The 26,867-nt window shown below is 59.8% G+C and carries 24 protein-coding genes; 15 read left to right on the forward strand and 9 right to left on the reverse strand.

Annotated features, from left to right (window positions below):
- Window positions 1-8: 8 nt before the first annotated feature.
- From GQF03_RS00070 to GQF03_RS00080, 3 genes are read left to right on the forward strand one after another with little or no spacing between them, the layout of a single operon-like run.
- The gene (locus tag GQF03_RS00070) at window positions 9-1,235 is read left to right on the forward strand and encodes an ABC transporter substrate-binding protein (RefSeq protein WP_206376044.1); all 1,227 of its coding nucleotides are present in this window, start codon (window positions 9-11) and stop codon (window positions 1,233-1,235) included.
- A gap of 53 nt (window positions 1,236-1,288) precedes the next feature.
- Window positions 1,289-2,143, forward strand: a complete 855-nt coding sequence (locus GQF03_RS00075) for an ABC transporter ATP-binding protein (protein WP_161337152.1) — start codon at window positions 1,289-1,291, stop codon at window positions 2,141-2,143.
- 10 nt (window positions 2,144-2,153) lie between these two features.
- Window positions 2,154-3,395 (forward strand): phenylacetate--CoA ligase family protein, encoded by a 1,242-nt coding sequence (locus tag GQF03_RS00080; protein ID WP_161337153.1) that lies wholly within the window; start codon window positions 2,154-2,156, stop codon window positions 3,393-3,395.
- 12 nt (window positions 3,396-3,407) lie between these two features.
- On the opposite strand, the gene GQF03_RS00085 is transcribed toward GQF03_RS00080, so the two are convergent.
- Both GQF03_RS00085 and GQF03_RS00090 read right to left on the reverse strand, forming a co-directional pair.
- Window positions 3,408-3,845 carry an RAD1 family protein gene (locus GQF03_RS00085; protein WP_161337154.1) on the reverse strand — a complete coding sequence of 146 codons (438 nt, stop codon included), beginning with the start codon at window positions 3,843-3,845 and terminating at the stop codon, window positions 3,408-3,410.
- Window positions 3,846-3,946: 101 nt separating this feature from the next.
- On the reverse strand, window positions 3,947-4,600 hold the full coding sequence (locus GQF03_RS00090) for a cation efflux transmembrane domain-containing protein (RefSeq protein WP_161338054.1): 654 nt from the start codon (window positions 4,598-4,600) through the stop codon (window positions 3,947-3,949).
- Window positions 4,601-4,672: 72 nt separating this feature from the next.
- On the opposite strand from GQF03_RS00090, the gene GQF03_RS00095 reads away from it, so the two are divergent.
- The gene (locus GQF03_RS00095; protein ID WP_206376046.1) at window positions 4,673-5,095 is read left to right on the forward strand and encodes a MerR family transcriptional regulator; all 423 of its coding nucleotides are present in this window, start codon (window positions 4,673-4,675) and stop codon (window positions 5,093-5,095) included.
- 167 nt (window positions 5,096-5,262) lie between these two features.
- On the opposite strand, the gene GQF03_RS00100 is transcribed toward GQF03_RS00095, so the two are convergent.
- The 3 genes from GQF03_RS00100 to GQF03_RS00110 all read right to left on the reverse strand — a co-directional run bounded on the left by GQF03_RS00100 (window position 5,263) and on the right by GQF03_RS00110 (window position 8,554).
- The gene (locus tag GQF03_RS00100; protein ID WP_161337155.1) at window positions 5,263-6,867 is read right to left on the reverse strand and encodes an APC family permease; all 1,605 of its coding nucleotides are present in this window, start codon (window positions 6,865-6,867) and stop codon (window positions 5,263-5,265) included.
- 141 nt (window positions 6,868-7,008) lie between these two features.
- Window positions 7,009-8,052, reverse strand: a complete 1,044-nt coding sequence (locus GQF03_RS00105; RefSeq protein WP_161337156.1) for a tetratricopeptide repeat protein — start codon at window positions 8,050-8,052, stop codon at window positions 7,009-7,011.
- A gap of 58 nt (window positions 8,053-8,110) precedes the next feature.
- Complete coding sequence (locus GQF03_RS00110; protein ID WP_161337157.1) at window positions 8,111-8,554, reverse strand: hypothetical protein; 444 nt, start codon at window positions 8,552-8,554, stop codon at window positions 8,111-8,113.
- Between the two features lie 282 nt (window positions 8,555-8,836).
- On the opposite strand from GQF03_RS00110, the gene GQF03_RS00115 reads away from it, so the two are divergent.
- From GQF03_RS00115 to GQF03_RS00130, 4 genes are all read left to right on the forward strand, one after another.
- The gene (locus GQF03_RS00115) at window positions 8,837-10,507 is read left to right on the forward strand and encodes an NAD-dependent malic enzyme (RefSeq protein ID WP_161337158.1); all 1,671 of its coding nucleotides are present in this window, start codon (window positions 8,837-8,839) and stop codon (window positions 10,505-10,507) included.
- A gap of 70 nt (window positions 10,508-10,577) precedes the next feature.
- On the forward strand, window positions 10,578-11,969 hold the full coding sequence (locus GQF03_RS00120) for a glycosyltransferase family 87 protein (RefSeq protein ID WP_161337159.1): 1,392 nt from the start codon (window positions 10,578-10,580) through the stop codon (window positions 11,967-11,969).
- Window positions 11,970-12,012: 43 nt separating this feature from the next.
- Entirely contained in the window at window positions 12,013-13,260 is a 1,248-nt protein-coding gene (locus tag GQF03_RS00125) for a hypothetical protein (RefSeq protein ID WP_161337160.1), read from the forward strand.
- A 44-nt stretch (window positions 13,261-13,304) separates the two neighbouring features.
- Window positions 13,305-14,882 carry an FMN-binding glutamate synthase family protein gene (locus GQF03_RS00130; protein WP_161337161.1) on the forward strand — a complete coding sequence of 526 codons (1,578 nt, stop codon included), beginning with the start codon at window positions 13,305-13,307 and terminating at the stop codon, window positions 14,880-14,882.
- A gap of 3 nt (window positions 14,883-14,885) precedes the next feature.
- Here GQF03_RS00130 and GQF03_RS00135 read toward each other — a convergent pair whose 3' ends face one another.
- Window positions 14,886-16,607, reverse strand: a complete 1,722-nt coding sequence (locus GQF03_RS00135; protein ID WP_161337162.1) for a chloride channel protein — start codon at window positions 16,605-16,607, stop codon at window positions 14,886-14,888.
- 101 nt (window positions 16,608-16,708) lie between these two features.
- On the reverse strand, window positions 16,709-17,701 hold the full coding sequence (locus tag GQF03_RS00140; protein ID WP_161337163.1) for an aldo/keto reductase: 993 nt from the start codon (window positions 17,699-17,701) through the stop codon (window positions 16,709-16,711).
- A 103-nt stretch (window positions 17,702-17,804) separates the two neighbouring features.
- Here GQF03_RS00140 and GQF03_RS00145 point away from each other — a divergent pair, with 103 nt between their 5' ends.
- The 3 genes from GQF03_RS00145 to GQF03_RS00155 are packed head-to-tail and all read left to right on the forward strand — an operon-like array spanning window position 17,805 to window position 19,572.
- A complete protein-coding gene (locus GQF03_RS00145; protein WP_161337164.1) occupies window positions 17,805-18,419 on the forward strand; it encodes a 2-hydroxychromene-2-carboxylate isomerase in 615 nt (204 codons plus the stop codon).
- A 4-nt stretch (window positions 18,420-18,423) separates the two neighbouring features.
- The gene (locus GQF03_RS00150; protein ID WP_161337165.1) at window positions 18,424-19,122 is read left to right on the forward strand and encodes a glutathione S-transferase N-terminal domain-containing protein; all 699 of its coding nucleotides are present in this window, start codon (window positions 18,424-18,426) and stop codon (window positions 19,120-19,122) included.
- Window positions 19,123-19,131: 9 nt separating this feature from the next.
- The gene (locus GQF03_RS00155) at window positions 19,132-19,572 is read left to right on the forward strand and encodes a YqaA family protein (protein ID WP_161337166.1); all 441 of its coding nucleotides are present in this window, start codon (window positions 19,132-19,134) and stop codon (window positions 19,570-19,572) included.
- A 48-nt stretch (window positions 19,573-19,620) separates the two neighbouring features.
- Here GQF03_RS00155 and GQF03_RS19070 read toward each other — a convergent pair whose 3' ends face one another.
- Window positions 19,621-20,031, reverse strand: a complete 411-nt coding sequence (locus GQF03_RS19070; protein WP_161337167.1) for an SH3 domain-containing protein — start codon at window positions 20,029-20,031, stop codon at window positions 19,621-19,623.
- 468 nt (window positions 20,032-20,499) lie between these two features.
- Between GQF03_RS19070 and GQF03_RS00165 the strand changes: the two genes are divergently transcribed.
- The 4 genes from GQF03_RS00165 (at window position 20,500) to GQF03_RS00180 (ending at window position 26,106) form a co-directional block, all read left to right on the forward strand.
- Complete coding sequence (locus GQF03_RS00165) at window positions 20,500-21,039, forward strand: hypothetical protein (RefSeq protein ID WP_161337168.1); 540 nt, start codon at window positions 20,500-20,502, stop codon at window positions 21,037-21,039.
- 174 nt (window positions 21,040-21,213) lie between these two features.
- Window positions 21,214-22,755 (forward strand): class I adenylate-forming enzyme family protein, encoded by a 1,542-nt coding sequence (locus tag GQF03_RS00170; protein ID WP_161337169.1) that lies wholly within the window; start codon window positions 21,214-21,216, stop codon window positions 22,753-22,755.
- Between the two features lie 28 nt (window positions 22,756-22,783).
- Window positions 22,784-24,001 carry an alpha/beta fold hydrolase gene (locus GQF03_RS00175; RefSeq protein WP_161337170.1) on the forward strand — a complete coding sequence of 406 codons (1,218 nt, stop codon included), beginning with the start codon at window positions 22,784-22,786 and terminating at the stop codon, window positions 23,999-24,001.
- A gap of 386 nt (window positions 24,002-24,387) precedes the next feature.
- A complete protein-coding gene (locus GQF03_RS00180) occupies window positions 24,388-26,106 on the forward strand; it encodes a sensor histidine kinase (RefSeq protein WP_161337171.1) in 1,719 nt (572 codons plus the stop codon).
- On the opposite strand, the gene GQF03_RS00185 is transcribed toward GQF03_RS00180, so the two are convergent.
- A complete protein-coding gene (locus GQF03_RS00185; RefSeq protein WP_161337172.1) occupies window positions 26,093-26,791 on the reverse strand; it encodes a GntR family transcriptional regulator in 699 nt (232 codons plus the stop codon). The genes GQF03_RS00180 and GQF03_RS00185 overlap by 14 nt on opposite strands.
- Window positions 26,792-26,867: the final 76 nt, after the last annotated feature.

Here is a 26,867-nt window from a genome sequence, read left to right on the forward strand (position 1 = left end):
GAATGACAATGAAGTTAAAATCACTCTCACTCGCGTTAATGGCCGGGAGCATGTTCGCGGCCAGCGCCCAGGCCGACTCGGTTTTCGTCGGCCATCTGGTGGATTATACCGGTCCGACGGCCTTCGTCGGAACGACCTACGGGCCCGGCGTTGCCGACGCCGTCAAATATATCAATGCCAACGGCGGTATCGACGGCACGACCATCGAGATTGAATCGATCGACTATGCCTACAAGGTGCCGGATGCCATCGCCAACTACAAACGCTGGCAGGGCAAGGGCATGGTCGCCATGCAGGGTTGGGGAACGGGCGATACCGAAGCCCTGATTTCCTTCGTCGCCAAGGACGAGATCCCGGTCTATTCCGCGTCCTATTCCGCCCATCTGACGGACCCGACGGGGGCCAACCCGGCAACGAAAAAGCCGGCGCCCTATAACTTCTTCTACGGCCCGTCCTATTCCGACGCCTGCCGCGCGCTTGTCCAGTGGGCCGCGGGCGATGCCAAGAAGAAGGGCATAGAAAAGCCCATCTTCCTGCATACCGGGGACAACCATCCCTATCCGAACGCCCCCAAGGAGGCCTGCGCCGCCTATGCGGAGGAACTTGGCATGACCGTCGCGACGCCGGTCGTCGTGCCGCTGAAGCCGGGTGATTTCAAGGCGCAATGCCTGACGATCAAGGAATCCGGCGCGCAGTATGTCTATATGGGCAACCTCGGCGGATCGGTGGTCTCGCTGCTGAAATCCTGCGGCACCGTCGGCGTTGACGTGAACTATATGGGCAATGTCTGGGCCGGCGACTACAAGACCGTCGAAAGCTCCGAGGCGAAGGAAATCATCTTCCCGTCCTCGACCCCCTTCTACGGCCAGGATGTTCCCGGCATGGAAACCGTCAAGGCCATTCTCGCCGGTGGCGGGGGTGAAGTCGGCGACCGCCCGACCCATCACTATATCCGTGGCATCTGCTCCGCCTTCTATATGAAGGAAGCGATGGAATGGGCCAAGGCCAACGGCGGCATCACCGGTCCCAACATCAAGAAGGGCATGTATGTGAAGAAGGACTGGGTTCCGGCCGGTCTTGAAGGCGTCTGCCTGCCGTCTACCTGGACGGAAAAGGACCATCGCGGCCTGATGACCGTCGCGATCAACCGCGGTTCGTTCGAAAATGGCGAAGTCAAGATCGAACGGATCGAGGAAGTCCATCTGCCGCGCCGGGACGACTGGCTGGGTCAGTAATCGGGCCCGGTGGACCGGTAACCGTAATCTCAGAACGTAAACAGGGTAGGATAATGTCAGCAGAAATTGAAACTGTAGTCAGCGAGGGAGCGGCAGGTGATGCTGCGTCAGGCGTTGCCGATGACGTTATCCTCTCTGTGAACAATGTCGAGGTCGTCTTCAACGAAGTGATCCTCGTCCTGAGAGGGCTTAATCTCAAGGCAAGGCGGGGCAAGATAACCGCCTTGCTTGGAACCAACGGCGCGGGGAAATCGACCTCGCTCAAGGCGATCACCAATCTTCTGGCAATGGAGGATGGCGAGGTGACGCGCGGTTCCATCGAATATGAAGGACAGAATGTCACCCATGTCGGGCCGGAAAAACTGGTCCGGCAGGGGATCTTCCTGGTCATGGAGGGACGCGGCATTCTTCAGGACATGACGGTGACGGAAAATCTGCGGCTCGGCGCCTATTCGCGCCCCAAGGTCAATATGAAATCCGAAATCGAGCGGGTCTATTCCTATTTCCCCCGGTTGCAGGAACGAACCGGGCTTGCCGGCTATCTGTCCGGCGGCGAACAGCAGATGCTGGCAATCGGCCGCGCCCTGATGGCGGAGCCGAAGCTGATCCTGATGGACGAGCCGTCGATGGGCCTGTCGCCGCGGCTGGTGAAGGAGGTTTTCGAGATCATCCAGCGGCTGAACAAGGAACTCGGCATCACCATCCTGCTGGTCGAGCAGAACGCGAAAATGGCGCTGAAAATCGCCGATGACGCCTACATCATGGAAAACGGCAAGATCGTCCTCGACGGCAGTGCCGAAGAGCTGATGGAGAATGAGGACGTCAAGGAATTCTACCTCGGTGGCGGCGGCGAGCGGCGCTCCTTCAAGAATCTCAAAAGTTTCAAACGGCGCAAACGATGGCTCTAGGAAAATGACAATGAACAAGACAGCCGGAAAAAGCGGCGGCCACGGCGCACGCGCCGACGAACAGGACCTGCTGGCGAAGCTCCGGGCGCAGATCCGCAATGCCAAGGAAAATTCGCCCTACTGGTCGGCGACGCTGGCCGATATTGAGGCCGACTCCCTTGCCACGCTCGCCGATATCGGGCAGCTGCCGGTGCTGCGCAAGTCGCAGCTCATCGCGCTGCAGTCCGAACGTTATCTTGGCGATCTGGCAACCCGGAATTCCGGCCGGCCGAGCCATGTCTTCTTCTCGCCGGGACCGATTGTCGAGCCCGAACCGATCGCCGCGAAAGACGCCTGGCGGATGTCGGCGGCGCTGCTGAACGCCGGTTTCAAGCCCGAGGATACGGCGGCCAACTGCTTCAGCTACCATCTCACGCCCGCCGGACTGATGTTCGACCAGGCGCTGCAGGTGGTCGGCTGCACGATCTTTCCCGCCGGCGTCCAGCGGGTCGAGACATTGATCGACGCGTTTCACCAGCTGTCGGTCACGGCCTATGTCGGCACGCCCGATTTCCTCAAGATCATCCTGGAAAAGGCTGACGATCTCGGCCGGCCGATCGGCACCGTGCGCAAGGCCATGGTCTCCGGCGGCGCCCTGTTTCCAGAATTGAAGGACTGGTACATCCAGCGCGGCATCCGCGTGAAGCAAAGCTACGGCACGGCCGAGCTCGGGCTCATCGCCTATGAGACCGAGGATGACGAACCGGGCATGCGGGTCGCCGATGACTGCATCGTCGAGATTGTCCGCCCCGGCTCGAACGAGGCGGTGGAGGATGGCGAGGTGGGCGAGGTTGTCGTCACCACCTTCGATCCGCATTATCCGCTGATCCGCTTCGGCACTGGCGATCTGTCGGCCATCGTCACGCCCGCGCCGCCGCCGGGAACGGCGGGCAGGCGGCTTAAGGGCTGGATGGGGCGCGCCGACCAGACGACGAAGATCAAGGGGATGTTCGTTCATCCCGGACAGGTCGAGAAGGCGATGCGGCAGATACCCGGGGCGCTCAAGGTGCGCGTCGAGGTCCGGCTGGTCGATGGTCGGGACCAGATGCTGTTCCTCTGCGAACGCGAAGACCAGTCGCAACGCTTCATCGCCGACATCAAGGAGATCGTCAAGGCCGAATGCCGCGTCAACGGCGAAATCCGCATCGTCCCCCCGAAAAGCCTGCCCAATGACGGCAAGGTGATCGACGATCTGCGCGCCGTCGGCGTCTGATACCCGCCCGCGTTAGGTTCCGCTGGTGACTTTGGTGATCCGGCTCATGATGAAGTCCCGGGCCTGGTCGTAATCGGGCGTCGAAAAAGCCTCCGCGTGGATTGCTTTGGTGTCGGCGACCGCCTCCATCAGGCGATTGACGGGGGCAATGGAGTCATCGGGGGTGACGGAGACGGTAAAGACGCGCCGGATGCCGGCCTCGCGGAAAATATCCCCGAAATAGAGCAGCTGGACATAGGTGATGACGCTGTCATGGTTGTCGCGGTTATCGAAGATGGAGAAGAAATTTTCGCTTGTGTTGAGGTCCAGCGCGAATTTGATGAAGGGAAACCGTTCTTCCTTGCCCACGGTGCCCATGATCCTGGCGGCATGGATATACTCGCCATGATACTCATAGGTGACATAGGTCAGATTCCGGGACGAGCCGGACGATATCTTGCGCCATTCCATTTGCGAACTGGGCCCTCAACTAATGGTAGATAAAAATCACTCTATCGGCAGATGGCACCGCTGGCAACACGGCGCTGCGCCGCCTCCGGCTGCGTATCCGCTTACGAGGCGGATATTTCCGCAAAGTTGTCCTTTGCGCGCAGTTCGGCAATTGCCTGCCTGATGATGATTGTGGCGCCCTGCAGGGCAAGCGCCGCGATGATGATGGCGACGGCGATATCCGGCCATCCCGTGCCGGTGCTGAAGACGCCGAGAGCCGCCAGCAATACCGCCAGATTGCCGAGAACGTCATTGCGCGTGCAAATCCAGGCGGATCGCATATTCGCATCGCCGTCGCGATGCCGCCATAGCAGCCAGAAGGAGAGCGCATTGGCAATCAAAGCGGTCATGCCGATGCCACCCATAGTCATGGCTCCGGGCAAGGTCCCCTCGAGGATATGCCACAAAGTGATACCAAGAACCCAGACACCGAAGAGCGCCATCGTCGCGCCCTTGATGAGGGCAGCGCGGGCACGGTAGCTCAGCGCCATGCCGACGACAATCAGGCTTATTGCGTAATTGGCGGCATCGCCGAAGAAGTCCAGCGCGTCTGCCAGCAGCGAGACGGAACCCGACATGAGACCCGCGCCAATTTCAACGATGAACATGACCGCGTTGATCGTTAGCACAGCCCACAACACACGCCGATAGATGGCCTGCTCGCGCGGATCGTCGCCGATGTTCTGTTCCTGGTGGCCGCAGCAATGCGTACCCATATCCATCATTCACTTTCTTTTGTCGTCCTGGTTATCCATATATAAACCCTGTAGCAACTATAGGGTCAAGCCATGGGTAATATGACGATCGGCCGACTGGGACGGGAAACCTCGACCAAGGTTGAAACCATTCGCTATTACGAGAAAATCGGGCTGCTGCCGGAGCCGCGCCGCACGGCAGCGAATTACCGGGTTTACACGGACGCCCATCTCAATTTGCTGGGATTCATCCGGCGCGCCCGGGAACTCGGCTTTTCGATCGACGATATTCGGGACCTGCTGAGGCTCGCCGCCCATGGTGAGGCGCCCTGCGACGATATCGACAGGATCGCCGCGCAGCATCTGGAGACGACGGAGAAAAAGATCGCGTTGCTGATGCAATTGAGACGTGAGCTTCGGGACACGCTGGAGTCCTGTAAGGGCGGTCGGGTTGCCGAATGCAAGGTGATAGTGGCGCTATCTCCCGAACCCAGAGGCGGCCAAACCGGAGCTTGAGCACGGAGCGCGGCGGCGCAGTGCTCCTGTGGGCGGCGCCTATACCAGACCCGCCTCCCGACCGCTTGCAGATGCGCCGTATTTGCCCGCACCCCTGCGGCCTCGGAGTATCTGCACCTGCCGGGAAGGGGGACATAGGGGAATATGATAGATAACAAACGGTTTCGTCATGGGCTCTGTTGTATTTCGTTGTTTTTGCTGCCCGCCGGTTTGACGGATTTTTCGCTTTCCGCAAGATAGTCGAGCACCGCCGCGGGATGCAGGCGGCTCTGGCCGGCATAGGCAAAGATCACGAGGCTGAGCAGTGCGGCGAGGGCGAGGTCCCAGCCGAAGGGGATGAGCCCGCGGCCATCGCCGAAATTCCCGAAATAGGAGAGCAGGCCGAGGCCGACAAGATAGGGCAGCAGCCAGAGCGCCTCGCGCAGGTCAAGGCTTTCCCGCGTGTCCGACAGGCGGCGGAACAGGAGGAACAGGACCAGCCCGGCGAGGATCAGGAAGAGCAGGAGGCGGATCGATGTCCAGCCGCTCCAGTACAGCGTGAGGGTGGCGGCGATAAAGCCGAGATTGGCGAGCAGGCCGACGGCGGGCAGGCGGAAATAGCGGGGGCGGTCCGGCAGCTGGCGGCGCAGGGCATGGACGGCGATGGGCCCGGAGACCAGCGAGAGCACGATGGCCGCGCTCGTCAGGCTGACCATCTGCTGGAAGGTCGCGAGGGCGAGCGCCGCCGCGCCGATGCACCAGTTGAGCAGCAGCGCATAGAGCGGCACGCCTTCGGGCGAGATGCGGGCGATCAGCTTCGGAAACTGCCCGTTACTTGCCATCGCCATGGCGAGCCGCGCATTCGATCCCGTCGAGACGAGGCCGCCGCCGAAGGGCGCGATGATGGCGCTCGCATAGATCAGGCTCAACAACCAGACCAGCCCGAGCGACAGGCCGAGATCGGCGAACGGCCCGTAATCATGACCGAAGTCGAGCGCCTGCCAGCCGCCGCCGAGCTCCGTCCCGGTGAGAGCGCCGGTAAAGGCCGCCTGCGCGCCGATATAGATGACAAGGCAGAAGAGCAGCGCCGAGATCAGCGCGATCGGGATCGTCCGGTGCGGGCTCCGGACCTCCCCGGCGAGATCGATGGCATGGCGGAAGCCGAGAAAGGCGAAGATCACGCCGCCCGTCGAGACGCCGGTCAGGATGCCCTCATATCCGAACGGCGCGAAGGAGGGGGTGGTGAAATTGGCGAGATCGAACCGCTCGCTCAGGAAGGCGCCGACGATGATCGCCGGCAGCAGCACCTTGATCCAGGTCAGGCCGCTGTTCACCCGGGTGAAGATATGCACGCCCCAGGCGTTGATGAAGACCATGACCGCAAGGATGCCGAGGCCGGCCAGCAGCGCCATGAGGGGCAGGCGGCCATCGCCCGCGCGCTCGAATTCGGGGATCCAGGCGGACATGTATTTCATCATCGCCGACACCTCGATCGGCGCCGTCACCGCATAGCCGACCCAGGCCGTCCAGGCCATCACCGTGCTGACCAGCTTGCCGTGGCTGAACAGCGGCACCTGCGCCAGCCCGCCGGCGACGGGGAGCATCCCGGACACCTCGGCGAAGGTGAGCGCGAGGAGGAGCATGATCACCGCGCCGATCACCCAGGAGAGGATCGCCGCCGGCCCGGCATCGCGCGCCACCAGTTCCGGCGCAAACAACCAGCCCGAGCCCAGAATCCCCCCCGTCGCAATCAACGTCAACCCAACCAACCCGATGGAACGATTAAGTTTCATGAGATTATGATTTCCAGTTTTCTAGTCAAAAAAGAACCGCAAATGACCGCGACAGATGTCGCTGTCCCTCTTTGGGTAGAAAATCAAGAATCGGTATGCGAGTAAAGGTATAATCTTGGAATCGCGGAAAAGATGCCGATTTTATGTTTGTTTACGGGACCTCGCGTTTTCGATTGTCTTCCGTATTTTCCTGTCAAGAAACCAGGATAAATGCCGCGTGTTTCGGTGGTTTCCGAGCTGGCTCATCGCCGTCAACATCTCCGGAAATATTTCCGTGGCCGTGTCCAGGTAAGGCTGGGCGGCGTATTCTCCGGATTCTGCCTCGATTGTGCTTGCTTTCGCGTAATAAGCGATGCCGGTAATGAAATTCGTGAAATATGTCGTCTCAAGTTCCATGGACCGCCGTCCGACTTCGATCGCTTTGTCAAAATCCGTTCGAATATAGATCAGGAATGAGGCGTATGTATTCAGATGGGAGGGGCGCGGTGCATAATCGATGGCTTTCAGGTACCAGACTTCCGCCTCGTCGTATCCTCTCGAAAAGCGGTAACTGTTGGCCAACTCAAAAAGCGCATGATGATACGCAGATTTGTCGGTAACTTCCTGATCCAGCACGAACTGATAAAGCAGCTTCGCCGCATCATATTTTCTTTCACCGAACAGTATCTTCGCATTGTATAAATACAGCCACGGGGATTTTGATCCCAGTGCATCCGCCATTTGCAGGGCTTGCCGCGCCTGTTCGAACTCGCCCCAGTAAATATGGGCAAATGCGATAGGAAGATACGCATCCGCATAGGACGGCTCCAGGTTCAATGCCTGCCGCGCGGCGGCCTGAACTCTGTCCGTCGTTCCTTCCGCATAACTTGGTCGCAAATTATTGCTTAATTGGCCGGGATCGAAACCCAAGAGAAATGTCAGACGCGCATAGGCAACGTAAGCCGGTGCGAAATTCAGGTTCGCCTTGATAATCTCACCAAGGAGGACATTTGCCTCCTTAAGACCTGCGGGGTTTCTGCCAGGGCTTTCGATAAGCGTCACCGCTTTGCTGTATTTCTCAAACAACGCCGGGTATTCGGCCTGATATTTCGCCTCAACAGGTGACAGGGGGCCGGCCGCATGAACGCCGCCAGTTGACAGGCAGAATAGGAATAGACAGATAAAGGCGCCCTTGCTGAAATTCATAATAATTCTCACTTTTTCCGTCGCATGGATGACCGGCAAACCTTTCCGTGACATCGCCTTAGTTGCAGAAATATTCCCTGTTTCTCCGGACGAGCCATAAATAATAGGCGGAGGGAAGCAGGATGACGATGAGTCCGACCTTGGCCCTGAGTTGCGTTGACGGCGCGGCGACGTATTCGGCGATGAATCCAATGTCTCGCTCGCTCGGCGGAGCGATAGCGAGCAAGTATTTCAACATGAAAGTTTCGTCGAGAATATTGACGACGCCGATTAAGAGGGCGACGGCGAAATTGATGATGATGTAGGTAAAGGCGAGGGGATATCCCCATTCCTTCCGCGTCATTAAGGCAAAGAGAAGCGCCAAACCGCCCCAGAACGAAAAACCGAAATAGGCGTATAGGGGAAATTCGAAGTAATAGGATTCCGCAACGTCAAAAATGCCGGGAGTAAAGAAAACAGCGTCCACCGTTTCCCAGATTCCGAAAGAAATACTGATTACCATAAGAAGTAGAAACCAAATCCGCATCCTGAAGCCTCTGTAGCGGCGCGTCGTAAATTATCAAAGTGTCGCTACATTTCGTTAAAATTTAGTATTGATGGGAAAATTATACAATTTAAGGGTACGGATCGGCATCTTTGGTAATCAGGCGACATAGCGCCGTATTATCCCCCTCCATTTTTCCCATCTCCCGGCTTGCTATCGTCAAATTGACATGGCTATAGTAAGTCTCGTGTGTAAATGCGGAACAAATACGTCTTTAACAGGTAATAGGTGGACTAGAGGATGGCTGAATTTTCCGGGAATATCCCTGTGGGTCTCGCGCTGCTGAGCGAGCCGGTTTTGAACAAGGGCACGGCCTTCACCCTTGATGAGCGGCAGAAATACGGGCTTCTCGGCCTGTTGCCGCCGCATATCGAGACGCTGGAGGAGCAGACGGACCGCGCCTACCGGGCGCTGCAGGCGAAGGATACGGACCTTGAGCGGCATATTTACCTCCGCGCCCTTCAGGACACCAACGAGGTGCTGTTCTACAACCTCGTCATCCGCCATGTCGCCGAGATGATGCCGCTGATCTATACGCCCGTGGTCGGCGAGGCCTGCGAGCAGTTCAGCGAGATTTACCGCCGCCCGCGCGGCCTGTTCATCTCCTATCCGCACCGCCACGAGATCGACCGGATCCTCGACAATGCGCTGAACGAGACGGTCGAGGCGATCGTGGTCACCGACGGCGAGCGCATCCTCGGCCTCGGCGACCAGGGCACCGGCGGCATGGGCATCCCGATCGGCAAGCTCGCGCTCTATACGGCGGCGGGCGGGGTCGATCCCTCTGTGACGCTGCCGATCATCCTCGATGTCGGCACCAATAACGAGGAGCGGCTGAAGGACCCGCTCTATATCGGCTGGCGGCATGAGCGGATCACCGGCGATGACTATTTCGATTTCGTCGATCAGTTCATCCAGGCGGTGAAGCGCAAATGGCCGGGCGTGCTCCTGCAGTTCGAGGATTTCGCCCAGCCCCATGCCGAACCGCTGCTCGCGAAATACCGCGACGAGCTCTGCACCTATAACGATGATATCCAGGGCACGGCGGCGGTCGCGGCGGGCACGCTGCTGGCCGCCTGCAAGATGCTGGACAAGCCGCTTTCGGAGCATCATATCGCCTTCCTCGGCGCGGGCTCGGCGGGCGCCGGCATCGCCGAGCAGCTGATCCGCGTGATGATCGACGAGGGGCTGTCGGATGCCGAGGCGCGAAAGCGCGTCTATATGGTCGACCGTTATGGCCTGCTGCACAGCGACATGGAGGGGTTGATGGCGTTCCAGGAACAGCTGACGCAGGATCATGCGAGCGTTGCCTCCTGGTCGAGCGCCGCCGATGGTTCGATCAGCCTGCTCGATGTGGTCAAGAACGGCATGCCGAGCATCCTGATCGGCGTCTCCGGTCAGCATGGCCTGTTCACCGAGGAGATTATCCGCGAAATGGCGAAGAATACCGAGCGGCCGATCATCTTCCCGCTCTCCAACCCGACCTCGCGCGCCGAGGCGGTGCCCGAGGATATCCTCGAATGGACCGACGGCCAGGCCCTGATCGGCACGGGCAGCCCGTTCGAGCCCGTCACCTTCAAGGGTAAGACCCATCATATCTCCCAGAGCAACAACACCTATATCTTCCCCGGCGTCGGGCTCGGCGTGCTGGCAGGCGGGGCGACGCGGGTGACCGACAATATGTTCATGGCCTCCTCGCGCGCGCTTGCCGAGCTGTCACCGGCGCTGCAAGACCCGCATGCGGCGCTGCTGCCGCCGATTTCCGATATCCGCGAGGTCAGCAAGGCCGTCGCGCTTGCAGTCGCGAAGCAGGCGGTGCAGGATAAGGTCGCGCCGGATTTGAGCGGCGCCGAGCTCGTCCGGCGGATCGAGGAACGGTTCTGGACCCCGGCCTATCAGGAGCTGACGTAACGTGAGATGGGGCGAAAGGCGTATCGGATGTTTTACATCATGACAATGTTAGGGACGCGGGAGTTCGTTAATGTCGACCTCTGACGCACGGGACGGACAGGCCAACTCCCTGATTTACCTGTCGCTGATACTGGGCGGCGTGGTCGCGCTCACGTTTCTAAAGGAAATTTTCGGCGGCGACCCGCTCGACAGCATGGTGATACAATCTTTCGAGCATGTTTTTGCGCTCGATGCCGCTGCGGATTCATGGGCCCCCATGTATCTTGCGGCGCTCGAGAAAATCAACAACCCTGATGTGGGTATTTACCAGACAATTTTTTTCGAAAACCACGTCAAATTCCAATATCCACCGATAAGCCTGCTGCCCTTTATGGTGTTCGTCTGGCTCGATATAACCTATGAAAGCATCGTTTATTATCTGAACCTGGTCTCACTCGTCTCGATCGTCGGAATTGCGGTCTGTTTATATGTCCTGGCGATCAAGGTGGCGGAACAGTTTAACGGCCGCGTCGCGCATTCGATCGGCGTAAAGATCGTGTTTTTTCTTCTCATGCTGATCGGCACCTTTTCGTTTTATCCCCTTCTGAGGGGATACGAACTTGGGCAAATTCAGACACTGCTGGACTTTCTGATCAGCCTTGCCTTCGTGGCCTGGCTAATTAACGGCAAGCTGTTTGCCGGGGTCCTGATTGCCCTGGCGACGCTGGTGAAGCCGCATTTCGGTCTCCTGATAATCTGGGCCATGATTAGGAAAGAGGGCCGGTTTTGCGTAGGAATGCTCCTTGTTTTGATACCGGCGGGGATCGTTTCACTCCTTGTTTTCGGGTTTCGCGAACATCTGGATTATCTTTCCGTCCTGTCCCATATCGGCAAACATGGCGAGGTTTACTGGCCCAACCAGAGTATCAACGGACTGCTCAACCGCCTCTTCAGTGACATCAATCCGCTGGTTTGGATGGCAGAGAGCTATGCGCCGTATAATAGCTATGTACGTTTCGGCACGCTGATCTCTACAATAGGCTTCCTCCTGTTCGGGCTCCTGTATCGGCAGAGGAATGCGGCCAACAATCCCGTCCTGTCCGCTCTGGACCTGTCGATGATGATCATCCTGTTGACAATTGCCTCTCCGATTGCCTGGGAACATCATTACGGCGCGATCTGGCCGGTTATTATCCTGGTACTGAGCGCCGCGATTAATCTTGCGAAGACAGCTCCGAACTGGACCGTGAAGCTGTGCCTTGCGTTGGCGGTGTTGGGGTACTATCTGGATGCCAATCTTTTTCAGTTTGTCACGCAGGAAAATTTCATCACGGCACCGGTAAATCTGATTCAGTCCTACTTTTTCTATGGCGCCCTTCTCCTGTTGGCGTCCGTAATTATCCTTCGCAAGCAGTTGAAATCGCTCTATGATCCGGTCAGGATGGGGGAAAACGACAATAAATCTGTCCATAAGCCGGCCTGACCGGCCACAGGCGGAAAGCAAAATACGACAAAGGGAAGAGGCAATGGCGTTTGATTACCAGAACTACCAGCCGAAGGGAGACAAGAAGAACTCCGATTTCTTCAACGAGTTCCGCCCGAAAATCTACGAGCGGCGGAAATCGAGCGGGATCGAGGATCTGGTCGGCGGCATGCGCGTCGTGGTCATGCAGGTGGAGCCGGGAACCAGCGTCGAGACCATGGTCGAGCTCTATGCGATGACGCCCTATCGCCATGCGGCGAGCTATATTGGCGAGACGCACCGCTTCCATGTGCTGCACAGCCGCCCGGTCTTCCCGGCGATCATTCTGATGGAGCCCTTAAGCCCGTCGTTCGAGGAATATGTCACGCGCATTAACCGCATGTATCCGCTCTCGCGCGCGACGCCGCACAGCCGCTATATCGGCGAGATATACGAGGGCGGGCCGCTTGACGAGATCCGCGGCGCCCTCGAGGATCAGGCGGTCCGCTTCGAATATCCGGGGGAGGTCGAGAATCCCTTCTACACGGCGGAGGGCTTTCTGTTCTCCATGCCCTCCGACTTCACCGGCAACCGCATCGGCTACAGCGGCCATGATTTCAACGATCCGGACAGCCTTGGCCTCGGCGGGCGGTTCGCGCTGACGGCGGCGGAGCAGGCAAGGCTCGATGCGGCGGCGGATTTTGCTGAAAGCTCGGGCGTCGGCGAGCTCCTGCTCGGTATCGACCATATGGCGACGCGCATTCTCGCCGCCGACCGGGAGGATGCGATCCTCGAATTCCTGACCCAGGTGCCCTATTATTTCTGGGGCGCCTATAACATCAAGGACATGAATTCCTCGACCAACGTCAACCGCAACGGCTCGGTCATGGATGACAAGCTGTCGCCGGCCAAGGTCTTCACCGCCAACAACACGCCGTCCTTCGTCAATTCCTTCGAGAACCGGCCGATGCCGACGGAGACGTTCGTGCGCAACTACGGCCGACGCATGCATCATATCGCGATCGAGGTGCAGGACGGCGATCATGCCGCGGGCGAGAAGAATGTCGATTTCGTCGTCGAGGCGCTGAAGGAAAGGGGCGTGCCGTTCCTTGCCCATGTGGTCGGCGAATGCAAGGACGAGCCGAACCTCAAGCAGATCTTCTCGAAACATTCGAAAAACACCCTCCTGATCACCGAATATGTCGAGCGTTGCCATGGCTTCGATGGCTTCTTCACCAAGGACAATGTCGCCGCGCTGACCGAGGCGGCGGGACAGGATGAGCAATTCAAGCATGGACAGGTCTTCGACTGACGGGGTAGCCTGAGGAGGGTTTTACAAATAGGGGACGGGTACATATGGCGCGAAATATTTTCTGGGGAATATCCGTTACCGGCTTCGTCCTGATTTTTCTCGTTCAGTTCTTCTGGCCCTGGGTTCTGCATCTTCTCTGGATTCTGGTGCCCTATTTCCTGCTCGGCCTTTATGACATGCGCTTTGCCCGTCATAATGTGCTCCGGAATTATCCGGTGGTCGGGCATCTGCGCTACGCGTTTGAGTTCATCAGCCCGGAAATCCAGCAATATTTCATCGAAACCAACGAGAGCGGCCGTCCCTATAACCGGATGCAGCGCAATCTCGTCTATGCGCGGGCGCGGCGCGGCCTCGATACGCAGCCCTTCGGCACGCAATGGGATATCCGCGCGGTCGGCTATCAGCGGGCCAGCCATTCGCTCTCGCCCAAGCATGTCGCGCCGGAGAAGGCGCGGATCACGGTCGGCGGCCCGCAATGCAAGCGGCCCTATAACGCCTCGCGCCTCAATATCTCGGCGATGAGCTTCGGCGCCCTCAGCCCGAACGCGATCCATGCCCTCAACGCCGGGGCGAAGCGCGGCGGTTTTGCCCATAACACCGGGGAAGGGGGGCTCAGCCCCTATCACCTGGCGGGTGGCGGCGACATCATCTGGCAGATCGGCACCGGCTATTTCGGCTGCCGGACGGAGGATGGCAATTTCGACGCGGAGAAATTCAAGGTGAATGCCAATCGCGACGTCGTCAAGATGATCGAGATCAAGCTCAGCCAGGGCGCCAAGCCGGCCCATGGCGGTGTGCTGCCGGCGGCCAAGGTGGATGAGGAAATCTCCCGCATCCGCGGTGTGCCCATGGGCAAGGACGTGCTCTCGCCGCCCGCCCATTCCGCCTTCTCGACGCCGGAGGGGCTGCTGCAGTTCGTCGCTGAACTCCGCGAGATGACCGACGGCAAGCCGATCGGCTTCAAGCTCTGCATCGGGCGGCGGAGCGAGTTCATGGGTATCTGCAAGGCGATGCTGAAAACCGGCATCCTCCCCGATTTCATCACCGTCGACGGGGCGGAAGGCGGCACCGGCGCGGCGCCGCTCGAATTTTCCAACCGTCTCGGCGTGCCCATCGACGAGGCGCTGATCTTCGTGCATAACTGCCTGGTCGGCACCGGGTTTCGCAAGGATATCCGCATCATCGCCAGCGGCAAGGTGGTCACTGGCTTCGACCTGATGGAGAAGGTCGCGCTCGGCGCCGATATGTGCAATGTCGCCCGGCCGATGATGTTCGCGCTCGGCTGTATCCAGTCGCTCCGCTGCAACACCAACACCTGCCCGACGGGCATCGCGACGCAGGACCGCATCCGCGCCCGCGCCGTCGATATCGAGACGCGGCAAGTACATGTCGCCAATTACCATGACGCCACGATCGAGAGTTTCCGCGAATTGCTCGGCGCCATCGGCCTCGACGATCCGGAGGATCTGACGCCGCATCATATCTATCAGCGCATCGCCGATCAGACCGAACTCACCACAGACCAGATCTATGAATATCTGGACAACGGGGAGCTGCTCTCGGATACCATCCGGCCGAGCTATCTCGCCGACTGGACAAACGCCCGAGCCGAAGCCTTTTAGGGATTACTGCAGGACCGCCGCGTCTTTCAGCGCGCTTGAAATCTCCGCCGCCGTGACGACGCCGGTGATATCGGCGGCGGTCGCCGCGTTCGGCGCGCGCGAGACGAGGGCGATATCCGCCTGCACCTCCCGCAGCTGTTGCAGCACGTCAATCATGCTGGCGGTCTCGGCGACGATCACGTAATTCTCCGGCGCGCCGGCCGACAGCGATTCCCCGGGCCGGTTCCGATCGACGAAGCGCCGCTCCGTCACGGCGACCGTGCCGCCGCGCGTCCAGATCACGATGCCCGGGCGGTCGGGCGGCGTCTCGCCTTCACCCAGCACCGTGAAATCGCGGCTCATGATGTCGCGGATGGCCTTGGCCGCGAGAAAGGCGGAGGTCAGCCCCTCCGGCACCGAATGGCCGCGGCGGTTGAGCTTGAGCGTATAGATGCTGGCCGGTGAGAGATGGCGGCGCACAACGTAGGCGACCCCCGTCGCGAGGACCGTCGGCAGCACCGTATTGTGATCGCCGGTCATCTCCGCCAGCATCACGACGCTGGTGAAGACCGCGCCGGTGGTCGAGCCGATCATTGCCGCCATGCCGGCGATGGCGAAGACGGGTATACCGACGGCGAGCCCCGGAAAGATCATATGCATGACGCTGCCGAACGCCGCGCCGAGCGTCGCGCCCATGAAGAGGGAGGGCGAGAATACGCCGCCCGAGGCGCCGGAGCCGAGGGTGAGGCAGGTCGCGATCATTTTGAGCGCGAACAGCAGCAGCAGGAACCACGGGTCCGACAGCGCGCCGACCAGCACGTCGAGGATGGTCGCATAGCCGACGCCCTGCACATAGAAATGCCCGGCATAGAGCTGGATCAGGTAGATCATCACGCCGACCACCGCCATGCCGATCATATGGCGGCTGTAGTAATTGCCGGGCATGGCGTCGAACTTGTCCTCCGCCCAGTAGATTGCCCGCACGAACAGCGTACCCGCAAGCCCGCAAAGTATCCCGAAGGGCAGGAACAGGATCAGGCCCCAGTTCGCGCCGATCCCGAAATCCGGAATCTGCAGCGCCGGCACATCGAAGCTGGGCGTCATGCCGAGCAGCTGGCGGCCGATATAGGTCGCCATGATGGTCGAGGCGGCGACGAGGAAAATGCTTTGGGCGCTGACCGAGACCAGCAGCAGTTCCACCGCGAAGAGGATGCCGCCCAAGGGCGCGTTGAAGGTTGCCGCGATCCCGGCGCCGGCGCCCGCCGCCATCAGGATCACCCGCTGGCGCGCCGGCATCTCCACCCAGCTGCCGATCATCGAGCCGAAAGTCGCGCCGATCTGGATGATCGGCCCCTCCCGGCCGATGGCGCCGCCGCTGCCGATGGAAAGGGCGGAGGCGAGGGACTTCACGATCACGACGACCGGGCGAATGCGCCCCTCGTTATAATAGATGGCGTCCATCACCTCGGGTACGCCATGGCCCTTGGCTTCCGGCGCGAAGGTCTTGACCAGCCAGGCGACGCCGACGGCGCCGATCACCGGCACCAGGATCACCCAGGGCCCCCAGACGTCGGTCGGGGTATGGACATTGGCGTCATATTGCAGGCTGAACTCGCCGAGGAACAGGAGATTATGGAATAATCCGATCAGCAGCCGGAAGATCCAGGCGCCGATACCGCCGACGACGCCGACCACCACGGCCAGCACACAGAGCAGAATGATGCTCCGGTTGTTAGTTGACACCATTTTTTCCCCTTTTGCGAAAATTTCCGACATCATAGCCATTTTACGGGCTGGATAAAGTCATTATCCGGCAAGGCGGAAATTACCGGCGAACCGGGGGAAACTCAGCCGTAGACCGCCGTGCCCCAGAGCTGGCTGTCCGTATAGCGGGCGCCATGGGCGAATCCGACGGGGAGGATCCTCTCAATTTCGGCAAGGTCGGATGCCGTCAGGGTCATTTCCGCCGCGTCCGCACATTCCTTGAGATGCGCCGCCGTTCGCGTGCCGGGGATCGGGATCATGTCGCCCGGTTGCGCGAGCAGCCAGGCAATGGCGAGGGTTGCCGGGGACACACCCTTATCGGCGGCCATCTCATTAAACGGCTCCAACGCCTTCATATTGTAAGAGAAATTCGGCTCGACGAAGCGCGGGTTATGCTTCCGGAAATCCGTTTCCTTGAAGGTCGCGGGATCGAGCGGTTTTTTGCTGAAGATGCCGCGCCCGACCGGCGAGAAGGGCACGAAGGTGACGCCAAGTTCCTCGCAGGTCTGCACCATGCCGAGTTCGGGCAACCGGGTCCAGAGGGAATATTCGCTCTGCACCGCCATCACCGGATGCACCGCCTGGGCCCGGCGGAGGGTTGCGGGCGCAATCTCGGAAAACCCGAAACCGCCGATCTTGCCTTCCTGCTTGAACTTCGCCAGCGTTTCCGTCACTTCCTCGATGGGGCGACTCTGGTCCTGCCGGTGGATGTAATAGAGATCGACATATTCGACGCCAAGCCGTTTAAGTGATTTCTCAAGTTCACCGCGTAAATAGGCTTCACTGTTATCAAATGTTCGCTCTGTTGCGCCGGGTTCGCGCTTGATGCCGCCCTTGGTCGCGATCTTGAAGAAATTCGGATGATCCTTGATGAAGGCGCCGATAATCTCCTCCGACTTGCCCGCGCCATAGACATTGGCGGTATCGAGGAAATCGACCCCGAGCTCCATCGCCGCGGCCAGCGTTGCGTGGCTTTCCTTGATATCCGTGGATCCGTAGAACCCGGCGAAACTCATACATCCAAGGCCCACGGCCCCGACCTTCAGGCCGTTTTTTCCAAGCGGTCGCTTTTGCATCAAATCTTCTTCCTTTTTCCGCGTCTTGTGTTTTTTTCCGAGATGTTACTATGTTAGGATCACGGCGCAACAGGTAAAACAATAAATAGAAGGGCCTGCCCCGATGCATAAACTCGAATTTTTCTTTGATTGTTCCAGCCCCTGGACCTATCTCGGCTTTGAAAGCCTGCAACAGATGATCGCCCGCCACCCCGATCTCGAGGTCAGCTATCACCCGTTTCTGGTCGGCGGCGTCTTCAATACGGTCAATCCGTCGGTCTATGCCTCGCGCGAGAATCCGGTGATCCCGAAGCAGCGCTACATGCAGAAGGATTTGCAGGACTGGGCGGCCTTTGTCGGCATCAAGATCATCCCGACGTCGAAACTTCCGGTCTTTCCGGTCAACAGCGTGAAGGCCATGCGCGGCGCCTTCGTCGCGATTGAGGAAGGCTGCATCGTACCCTACGCCCGCCGGGTGTTCGAGCGCTACTGGAGCGAGGGCGGGGATATCTCCGAGGATGAGGTGATTGCGGGGATTGCCGCCGATGTCGGGCTGGGCAAGGCGGATTTCTTCGCGAAAATCAACGATCCCGCCTATAAGGACCGGCTCAAGGCGACGACCGCCGAGGTGATCGAGCGCGGCGGCTTCGGCACGCCGACCATGTTCCTCGACAAGAGCGACATGTTCTTCGGCAACGACCGCTTCCCCCTCATCGAAGCGAAAATTTCGGGAAAGTAACCGCATGATCGATCTTTATTACTGGCCGACGCCGAACGGGTGGAAAATCTCCATCGCGCTAGAGGAAATGGGCCTCGACTATCGCGTTATCCCGATCAATATCGGCAAGGGGGAGCAGTTCGAACCGGACTTCCTCGCCATCAGCCCCAACAACCGCATGCCCGCGATCATCGACCAAAATCCGGCGGACGGCGGCGCGTCCATCTCCGTCTTCGAGACCGGGGCGATCCTGATTTACCTTGCCGAGAAGACGGGGAAATTCATGCCCGCCGACTTGCGCGGGCGCAAAGAAGTGATTGAATGGGTGATGTGGCAGATGGCCGGCCTCGGCCCGATGCTTGGCCAGAACGGCCATTTCAAATTCTATGCGCCGGAGAAAATCCCGTACGCGCAGGAGCGCTACACCACGGAAGTGCTGCGGCTCTTCGATGTGTTGAATTCGCGTCTGGAGGGGCGGGACTATATCTGCGGCGATTATTCCATCGCCGACATGGCCTGCTGGCCCTGGATTCTCACCTACAAGCGCCAGGAGATCGACCTCAGCGAATTTCCCAATATCCGCCGCTGGTACGACAGCCTCAAGACGCGACCGGCGCTCCGGCGCGGCTACGAGGTCGGGCGGGAGTTCGGCAAACCCTCCGGCAACTGGGATGAGGAGGCGCGCAAGAACCTGATGGCGCAGCGCCGTCCCGCCAAAACCTGACGGTGGAGGATGAGCGCGGCGGCCGCGTATGCGAGCCTGTTCCTCAGCGCCTTTCTCTCGGCGACCTTGCTTCCCGGCACGTCGGAGGCTTTGTTTACCGGTTTCATCCTTGAAGAGGTGGGAACGCCGACCGGACTCCTGATCGCGGCGGTCACCGGTAATGTACTGGGCTCTCTCGTCAACTGGATTCTCGGGCGGTTCTTCGCGGAATTCCGGGACCGCAAATGGTTCCCGGTGAAAGAGCGGCATTATGAGCGGGCGGTCCGCTGGTTCGCAAAATACGGGAAATGGTCGCTGCTGCTTGCCTGGGCGCCGATTGTCGGTGATCCGCTCACCATCGTCGCCGGTGCCCTCCGGGTGCCGTTCGGCCCCTTCCTGCTGCTGGTGAGCATTGGCAAGCTGGCGCGCTACCTGTTCATTCTTCAGGCCGCGCTTTTCTGGATGGGGTAGTCTGCGCGGTCCGGATATTCCCGGGACCGCGCTATTTCGGGGGCCGTCCTACTCCGGGCGGTCGGCCTCGAGATACTGGCCGGCGGTCCAGCCGACCATGCCGTTATACTGGATATTGCACCATTTGCGCCGCGTCTCGACCTTGCGGATGGCGGTGGTGGAATTGCGCCATTCAAGATAGGGCATGCCGACATGACAGCCGAGATTGACGATTCCCTGCGCCTCGGCGGGGAGGGAGCCGATCTTCTTGGCTTTCAGCGACGGATCCTGACGGACATTCAGGCTCGCGCCCGGCTTCATATTGACGCGGAAATAATCCGGATCATCGGGTTCAGCGGACGCCGTTGACACGAGAGGGGAAAGGGCAAAACCGAGCCCCGCGGTCAACACGCCGACATAGAGGGCGGATTTAACGGCGGCGGCGGACTTTGCGGTAACTTCTTGCAGTAAATGGCTCACAATACACCTCATCGGAAATGTAATCTAAATTGACAATTTCCAATGATCAACAAGAGTTATTAAAAAACGGTTTTTAATGAAGGTTAAGAGGAGGTTAATCGGTTGCAAGCGGGGCCGGATCGGGCGGTGAAGGCCATGACGATTCCCCGATTTGAGCCTCTGTCACGAGCGGAAATAGCGCTTTAAAAACATCGGCACTAGCTGTCGGCGGGAGCGTTTCGGGCATCATCTCCGCCGGGCGCGGAGGGTGGGCCTTTAGAAAATCCGGCCGTTCATTTTTTGTTAACCGTAAATGAAGAAAACCCTCTAATGCATTGAATTTTATTAAATTTATTTTTTTGAAAAAAAACGCATCCATCCCCTGAATGAGGTATGCGCGGGGCACTTTTCCTGTCTATTTTGATCAGACTGCAAGACCCGTCGGCGGACATACTGTCCCGTTCGGGCGGGCATTCGATGGAATGAGTGATGGTCAAGGAAGACGCAGCAGTCGTGACGATTTTTGCCGGTGACGAGAGTGACGGTCTCTTCATCGCGTCCGTTGCGCATGACCCGGCGGTCCTCGAAATTATTAACGAATTTTCACCCATGCTCGGCAGTGAAGGCGAGGAATTCGTCCTTGATGTGGCGGCCTATGAGGTTGCCGACGAGATGTCGGATATCCCGGTGGAGTTCGATGAGGGGGGCTTCGATGTCGATCTCGTCATCGCCCGGGCGACCGGCGAGAGCGTCGAGCCGCTGCCCGACTGGGACGGCGATCCGCTGCTGCCCGATGTCGCCGAGGTGCCGGTCAATCTCGATCAGATCTTCGATTCCGTCCAGGCCGGCAGTGTCCCGGATGCGGGGGATATCGCCTATATGGACGCGCAGCTGCCGCCCTTGAGCCCGCCCGCGCAGACCGTGGCGCTCGAGAGCAGCTTCCTGCCGGCAACCGGCGCCGAGCTTCTCGATCCCGGCGTCGCGCTCGAAAATCTCTTCAAGTCGCTGGTCACTGCCGACGAAAGCTGACCGCCCGCCAAGATATACCCTGTAGACGCCTCATGCTCCCGGTCCCCCGCCGGGTGTTTTTATTCGCCCCCGGATCGCACCAACAAGGGCGGGCGCAGGATCGGCTTTGACGCCGCCACCGGTTCCGCTATCATTCTCTCAGCATCGCAAGAGCAATAATAAAGAGGAGCGACGATGATCGACCATGCCAATGTCTTCCTGCCCCAGGTCTATGCGACCTACGCCCGTTTTCACCCGGACAAGGAGGCGGTCATCTGCGGCGAGGCACGGCGGACATGGGGGGCGTTCGATGCCAACATGAGCCGTATCGCGAATGCGCTGATTGCCCGCGGGATCGGCCGCGGCGACAAGGTCGCGGTGCTGGTCGGCAATAATATCGAGGGGCTGGAGGTCATGCTCGGCACCGTGCGCGCCGGGGCCTGCATCGTCCCGTTGAGCGGGCTGCTGACGGCGGCGCAGCTGCTCACGCTCGTCGATGACTGCGACGCCTGCTTCCTGATCGGGGCGGAGACCTACCGCGCGCGCATCGATGAAATCCGTGCGAAGCTCGATAAAATACCGGCGGGGAATTTCGTCGCCATGGATTTCACCGCGCCGGGATGGGAGAGTTATGAGAGTTTCCTCGCCGGGGCCTCCAGTGACATGCCGCCCGTCGCCTATGAGCTCGAGGATGACTATAACATCATCTATTCCTCCGGCACCACGGGGCTGCCGAAGGGCATCGTCCAGACCCACCGGGTGCGCCAGCAATGGTCCTACAGCAACGCCATCGAGCTGCGCTTTCACGAGGAGGCGCGGGCGATGACCACCACCTCGCTCTATTCGAACGGCACCATGCTGATGGCGCTGCCGATCCTGTTCGTCGGCGGCACCCTCGTGATCATGCCGGAATTCAGCCCCAAGGCCTTTCTCGAGACCGTGGTGCGCGAGAAGATCACCCATACCTTCATGGTGCCGACGCAGTTTATCGTCACCCTCGACCATCCGGACTTCGATGATTATGACCTCTCGGGGCTGGAGGCGGTGCTCTCCGCCGGATCGCCGCTCCGCCGCGACACCAAGGAGACGGCGCTGAAACGCTTGACGCCGAATATTTACGAGCTCTATGGCTATTCGGAAGGGTTCGCCTCGCTCTGCAAGCCGCATATGCATGCCACGAAGCCCGACAGCGTCGGCTTTCCCGTGCTCGGCTTCGATGTGAAGATCTTCGATGACACGGGCAACGAGCTGCCACGCGGGGAGATTGGCGAGATCTGCGGCTATGGCGCGGGCATGATGAAGGAATATCACAGGCGCGACGACCTGACCGAGGCGATGATCGTCCGCGCGGCCGACGGGCGGACCTTCCTCCGCTCGGGCGATATCGGGCGGCTGGACGCGGAGGGATATCTCTATATCATGGATCGCAAGAAGGATATGATCATCTCCGGCGGCTTCAACATCTTTCCCGCCGATATCGAGGAGGTCATCGGCGAGCATCCGGACGTTCTCGACGTGACGGTGATCGGCGTGCCGCATGAGAAATGGGGCGAGAGCCCGTTCGCCCTCGTCATCGGGCGGAAAGGCGTCACCGATACCGCCGCCCTGGTCGACTGGGCCAACCAGCGGCTTGCCAAGAACCAGCGGATCATCGGCGCGGAGCTGCGCGAGGACTTTCCGCGAAATGCGCTCGGCAAGGTCTTGAAACGGGAGCTGCGCGACCCCTATTGGAAATAGAGGCAGGATTTTAACGAAGGAGCGGGACGTGCGGACGGATAAAGTGACTTTTGAAGGAACGGACGGCACGCTCGCGGCGCGGCTCGACCTGCCGGTCGGCAAGCCGTTGACCTATGCGCTCTTCGCCCATTGCTTCACCTGCTCGAAGGATATCCATGCGGCCTCCCGCGTGTCCGGCGCGCTTGCCGCCCTCGGCATCGCCACCTTGCGCTTCGATTTCACCGGCCTTGGCGAGAGCGACGGGGAATTCGCCAACACCAATTTCACTTCCAACATCGCCGATCTTCTGAAGGCGGCGGAATTTCTGCAATCGGAGCATGAGGCGCCGAGCCTGCTGATCGGCCACAGCCTCGGCGGCGCGGCGGTGCTGGCGGCGGCGACGGAGCTGCCGGCGGTGAGCGCGGTGGCGACCATCGGCGCGCCCTTTGATCCCGCCCATGCGGGCCATCATTTTCTGGACGCCCATGAGAAGATCCGCGCCGACGGAGCCGTTACCGTCGATATCGGCGGCCGCCCGTTCAAGGTCAGCCGGCAGTTCCTTGAGGATATCGAGGACCAGAACCAGGAAGCGCGGCTTAAACATCTGCGCAAGGCCCTGCTGATCTTCCACAGCCCGCTGGATAACGTGGTCGGCATCAATAACGCGACGAATATTTTCGTCGCCGCCAAGCATCCGAAAAGCTTTATCTCCCTCGACGGGGCGGATCATCTCCTGAGCCGGCCGGCCGATGCCGCCTATGTTGCCGATGTGATCGCGAGCTGGGCGACGCGCTATATCCCGGCGCTCAACGAGGATATGCCGAAAAGCGGCCTCAACGCGGCGGCGGGCGATACGCTGGTGATCGAGGCGGGGACGGGGTTCCTCCAGCATATCGACAGCAACGATCACCGGCTGCTCGCCGATGAACCCTTCACTGTCGGCGGCACCAATCGCGGCCCGTCGCCCTATGACCTGCTGCTGTCCGGGCTCGGCGCCTGTACCTCGATGACGATCCGGATGTATGCGGCGCGCAAGAAATGGCCGCTGACGAAAGTGGCGGTGCGCCTGCACCATGATAAAATCCATGCGGAGGATTGCGCCGACTGCGAAACCCGGGAGGGGAAAATCGACTTTATCGAGCGCGAGATCGAGCTGTCCGGCGATCTGACGGAGGAACAGCGGGCGCGGCTGATGGAAATTGCCGACCGCTGCCCGGTCCATCGCACGCTGCATTCGGAAGTCAAGATCGAGACGCGCCTCGTCTAAGACGCCCTCGGCGCGGGCGGAAGATCCCCGTTCCGGCGGCATCGGGCGGGGAAATTTCCCTGAATCACCGCCCGACCATAGTTTCGCCATGATTGTATTGCATAATCTTAAAATTAGATAAATTTTTATCCAAATGCCACACAAAAGCCACGCTTTTTAACCCCCCGAAAATATACTTCAGCCCCCGCCACCCGATCTTAACGAAATGTTAAGAGTTTCGTCGCAAAGTATCGGGAGGACCATTGTATCCATCGTTTTTGTATTGAGTATCGATGTAAGGGCATATTCTCGTGACTGAACAATTTCATAGGAATTTTGGGGTAATACTGGCTTTTCTTGCAGCCCTTTTTGCGTTGCTGTTTTTCTGGACCTACCAGGTTTATTCATTGAACGCGCCGGCGCGGTGGATGGATGCCGACCGGCATTTCTCGGACACCACAAACACCAGCGAACAGGTGACGAGCCTTGTCGGCTTCCATAGCATGATCCACAACTTCAAGGATTATTTGCTGCGTGGGGAGACGGCGGACAAGGAACAATTCTTCACGCATTTCGAGGACGCCCGGCTGGAGCTGAAGGCGCTGCGCGATCATTTCGGCGCGGAGGTGGAACCGCAGATCGAGGCGATCGATGCGACCCTTCGCGACTATTTCGTCTCCATCAACCGCATCGACCAGCTGCGCGAGGCGGGCGAAAGTATCGCCGGCATCGACAGCAGCATCTCGATCAATGACGACAAGGCGTTCGAAGCGTTCCGGGAAATCCTCAAGATGTATGAGCAGGAAAAGGCGGAGGTCCGCACCCTCGTGCTGTCGGCCATGGATCAGGACCGCAGCAACCTGCAATCCCTCTATACGACGCTTTTCGCCATCGGGCTGTTGCTGGTGGTCGCCGTGGTCATGGGGCTTCGGTTCGAATATCTCAAGCGCCGCGCGATGCAGGAACGCTCCGAAACCAAGTCGCTGCTGGAGACCTTTCTCGATAATTCGACGGTGCCCTTCCTGATCGCCGGGTCCGACCGGATCATCCGCCATTGCAATGTCGCCGCGGCGAAGCTGCTGGAGACGCAGCCCGCCAATCTCGTCGGCGCCTCGCTCACGCAGATTCTCGAGGAGGATTTGTCGGATGCGGAGGCGCAGACGCTGGCCGCCGGCCGGGCCAAGCGCATCCGCACGGCGATCGAGCTGCAGAGCGGGCGGCGCATCCCGGTGCATGCCGATTTCTCGACCAACCGCGACGGCACCATGCGCATCGTCGCGCTGTTCGACCAGAGTTCCGAGCTCCGCCTGCGCGAGCGGATCCTGTTCGAGGCCGAGCACAAGCTGACCAACGAGACAATCGACGGCAGCCTGTCGATCCGCCGCGATATCCAGAAGTTCAATGACCTGGTCGCCGAGTTCACCTCTCATGTCGGGCGCGACGAGAAGGATTTCGCCGACCGCGCGCTCGAAATTTCCGGGGCGCTCAAATCCCATGTCGCGGATTTCCTCGCGCTCGCCAATCCGGTGACGGAAGGCCGCCTCGCGGTCAATCTCGACGGCCCGGCCACCCAGAAGATCAACGAGACGATCTCGGCGACGCTGGATCGCTTCACCACGGTCATCGAGGACAAGCAGCTGATGTTCAACTGGGTCAACCGCGTGCCGGAGGGCCGCGAGATCGACTTCCCGGCGCAGCTGCAGCGGATCGTGCAGAACCTCGTCAGCAATGCGGTCAACTACACCAAGCCCGGCGGCGCGGTGAAGATCACCACGTCACTTGAGGAGGAATCGCTCATTCTCAAGGTCGAGGATACGGGTATCGGTATCGAGGAGGAGGATGTGCCGCGCATTTTTGAGCGGGGCGTGCGCATGAAGAATGCGGCGCAGATGGCCGGCGGCCTCGGCATCGGGCTCTATTCGGTGCAGGAGACGCTCCGCAATCTCGGCGGCGAGATTACCTGCAGCTCCTACGCCGGGATCGGCTCCGACTTTGTCGTCCGCATCCCGACGGGACCGCAGACCGGCAATGTCATCGCCATCCCGCGCCTGCGGAAAGATCGGGCGGACGCCGCGCCCGCGAAAAAAATGAAGGAATTGAAAGAGGCGGAGATCAGAGACGCGTAACGCCCTTTTCCAAAAGTGTCTCCGTGATGAGGCCGCGCAGCCAGTCGCTATGATCAAGATAGCTCTCGCGCGCGGCCTTTTCATTGGCGGCGAGGAGCAGCTCCTTGACGGCGTTGTGATCGCGCAGGCAGCGTTCCTTGTCCCGCCGCGCAAGATGGCGCAGCGCCTCCAGGTTGGCCCGCTGGATCACGTCGCGAAAGAAGAGGCCGGTTTCCTGTAGCTTCGCATTGCCGTTGAGGATAAAGAGGCTGCGGTGGAATTTCTCGTCCGCGTCCGCCCAGACGTCGTGATTATCTCCGCGCAGCGCCGTTTCCTCGCCCGAGAGCGCATAGAGCAGCGGCATGATGTCCGTGCGGGAGAGTTTGCGCGCACAGATATTGCCAATCGCCTGGAGCTCGAGGCCTGTCACGACCTGGTAGTAATCGCTCAGCTCCCCGGCGGTGAGGGCGAGAATGCGGATGCCGCGCTTGGGCACGATCTCCACCACCTTCTCCGTCTGCAGGCGCAGCATCGCCTCGCGGATCGGCGTCCGGCTCATGTCGAGTTGGCGTTCGATTTCCGGAATATCGATGAAGCTGTCGAGCGGAATTTTCCCGGCATTGATCTCGGCCTTGATGGCGGAATAGGCCATGTCGGTCAGCGACTGTTTCTTCGGGACGAGCGACGGGCGTGCCCTGTAATTCAATGCGGATGTCATAATGCAGGCAGTTTTGCACCCGGATGGTTGCGAAAGCGTTAATTAAAACGGGGATTTCCGTAAA

Origin of the sequence: Sneathiella chungangensis (genome assembly GCF_009882935.1) — a bacterium.
GTDB classification, from domain to species: Bacteria; Pseudomonadota; Alphaproteobacteria; order Sneathiellales; family Sneathiellaceae; genus Sneathiella; species Sneathiella chungangensis.

What these genes read in the sequence shown, in the direction of transcription:
- GQF03_RS00135 (WP_161337162.1), bottom strand. Translation starts at nt 16,607, where the DNA reads ATGGTGTCAACTAACAACCGGAGCATCATTCTGCTCTGTGTGCTGGCC.
- GQF03_RS00155 (WP_161337166.1), top strand. Translation starts at nt 19,132, where the DNA reads ATGAGCGCGGCGGCCGCGTATGCGAGCCTGTTCCTCAGCGCCTTTCTC.
- GQF03_RS00085 (WP_161337154.1), bottom strand. Translation starts at nt 3,845, where the DNA reads ATGGAATGGCGCAAGATATCGTCCGGCTCGTCCCGGAATCTGACCTAT.
- GQF03_RS00125 (WP_161337160.1), top strand. Translation starts at nt 12,013, where the DNA reads ATGGCGTTTGATTACCAGAACTACCAGCCGAAGGGAGACAAGAAGAAC.
- GQF03_RS00075 (WP_161337152.1), top strand. Translation starts at nt 1,289, where the DNA reads ATGTCAGCAGAAATTGAAACTGTAGTCAGCGAGGGAGCGGCAGGTGAT.
- GQF03_RS00110 (WP_161337157.1), bottom strand. Translation starts at nt 8,554, where the DNA reads ATGGTAATCAGTATTTCTTTCGGAATCTGGGAAACGGTGGACGCTGTT.
- GQF03_RS00145 (WP_161337164.1), top strand. Translation starts at nt 17,805, where the DNA reads ATGCATAAACTCGAATTTTTCTTTGATTGTTCCAGCCCCTGGACCTAT.
- GQF03_RS00140 (WP_161337163.1), bottom strand. Translation starts at nt 17,701, where the DNA reads ATGCAAAAGCGACCGCTTGGAAAAAACGGCCTGAAGGTCGGGGCCGTG.
- GQF03_RS00165 (WP_161337168.1), top strand. Translation starts at nt 20,500, where the DNA reads ATGGTCAAGGAAGACGCAGCAGTCGTGACGATTTTTGCCGGTGACGAG.
- GQF03_RS00100 (WP_161337155.1), bottom strand. Translation starts at nt 6,867, where the DNA reads ATGAAACTTAATCGTTCCATCGGGTTGGTTGGGTTGACGTTGATTGCG.
- GQF03_RS00115 (WP_161337158.1), top strand. Translation starts at nt 8,837, where the DNA reads ATGGCTGAATTTTCCGGGAATATCCCTGTGGGTCTCGCGCTGCTGAGC.
- GQF03_RS00120 (WP_161337159.1), top strand. Translation starts at nt 10,578, where the DNA reads ATGTCGACCTCTGACGCACGGGACGGACAGGCCAACTCCCTGATTTAC.
- GQF03_RS00170 (WP_161337169.1), top strand. Translation starts at nt 21,214, where the DNA reads ATGATCGACCATGCCAATGTCTTCCTGCCCCAGGTCTATGCGACCTAC.
- GQF03_RS00070 (WP_206376044.1), top strand. Translation starts at nt 9, where the DNA reads ATGAAGTTAAAATCACTCTCACTCGCGTTAATGGCCGGGAGCATGTTC.
- GQF03_RS00130 (WP_161337161.1), top strand. Translation starts at nt 13,305, where the DNA reads ATGGCGCGAAATATTTTCTGGGGAATATCCGTTACCGGCTTCGTCCTG.
- GQF03_RS00105 (WP_161337156.1), bottom strand. Translation starts at nt 8,052, where the DNA reads ATGAATTTCAGCAAGGGCGCCTTTATCTGTCTATTCCTATTCTGCCTG.
- GQF03_RS00095 (WP_206376046.1), top strand. Translation starts at nt 4,673, where the DNA reads ATGGGTAATATGACGATCGGCCGACTGGGACGGGAAACCTCGACCAAG.
- GQF03_RS00080 (WP_161337153.1), top strand. Translation starts at nt 2,154, where the DNA reads ATGAACAAGACAGCCGGAAAAAGCGGCGGCCACGGCGCACGCGCCGAC.
- GQF03_RS00090 (WP_161338054.1), bottom strand. Translation starts at nt 4,600, where the DNA reads ATGGGTACGCATTGCTGCGGCCACCAGGAACAGAACATCGGCGACGAT.
- GQF03_RS00150 (WP_161337165.1), top strand. Translation starts at nt 18,424, where the DNA reads ATGATCGATCTTTATTACTGGCCGACGCCGAACGGGTGGAAAATCTCC.